Source organism: Acinetobacter sp. Ver3, from assembly GCF_000632455.1.
Lineage (GTDB): Bacteria > Pseudomonadota > Gammaproteobacteria > Pseudomonadales > Moraxellaceae > Acinetobacter.
The window spans coordinates 1-907 of the sequence record NZ_JFYL01000170.1; the positions used below are offsets into that span (position 1 = coordinate 1).

1 protein-coding gene is annotated in these 907 nt (G+C 47.2%); it reads right to left on the bottom strand.

The features are described 5' to 3' along the window. Positions 1-35: 35 nt before the first annotated feature. The coding region (locus CL42_RS16195; protein ID WP_035271008.1) for a Tn3 family transposase at positions 36-907 on the bottom strand (872 nt) is incomplete at its 5' end.

Consider the following 907-nt stretch of genomic DNA (forward strand, 5'->3'; position numbering starts at 1 on the left):
TAGGGGTCGTCTCAGGAAACGGAAAATATAGCACGCTAAGGTTTTTCAATTGCGCGCAATGGCCTAAATTTTCCACCACCTATCTTGGCTTTGCTTCGCCATAGATAATCCCCAGTTAAATTGATGTGCTCCCACCCCAGCGGTGACAGATATTGCAGCAAGGTATCATCGACTGTGCGACCATGCCCTCGTAGGGCGTTAGTCGCTCTCTCTAAATAAACCGTGTTCCACAATACAATGGCGGCGGTCACTAGATTCAAGCCACTGGCTCGATAACGCTGTTGCTCAAAGCTTCGATCTCGAATCTCACCCAATCGATAAAAGAAAACGGCGCGCGCTAATGCATTACGGGCTTCACCTTTATTTAATCCAGCTTGAACCCGACGGCGTAGTTCTACGCTTTGCAACCAATCCAAGATAAACAGTGTGCGCTCAATACGCCCCAGCTCTCGTAATGCCAATGCCAAACCATTCTGTCGTGGATAACTACCGAGTTTACGTAGCATTAGCGACGCTGTGACAGTCCCTTGCTTGATTGATGCGGCCAGACGCAAAATATCGTCCCAATGAGTACGAATCTGTTTGATATTCAGTGTGCCGCCAATCATGGGTTTAAGTGCGGCATAGTCTATGTCTGACTTTGGAATATAGAGTTTCGTATCGCCCAGATCACGAATTCGTGGTGCAAATCGAAACCCTAGCATGTGCATGAGTGCAAAAACATGGTCGGTGAATCCAGCCGTATCGGTGTAGTGTTCCTCGATGCGTAAATCAGACTCGTGATACAGCAGCCCATCAAGAACATAGGTTGAATCACGAACGCCCACATTGATCAGCTTACTGCTAAATGGTGCGTATTGATCAGAAATGTGTGTATAAAATAACCTTCCAGGCTCTGCGCCATATT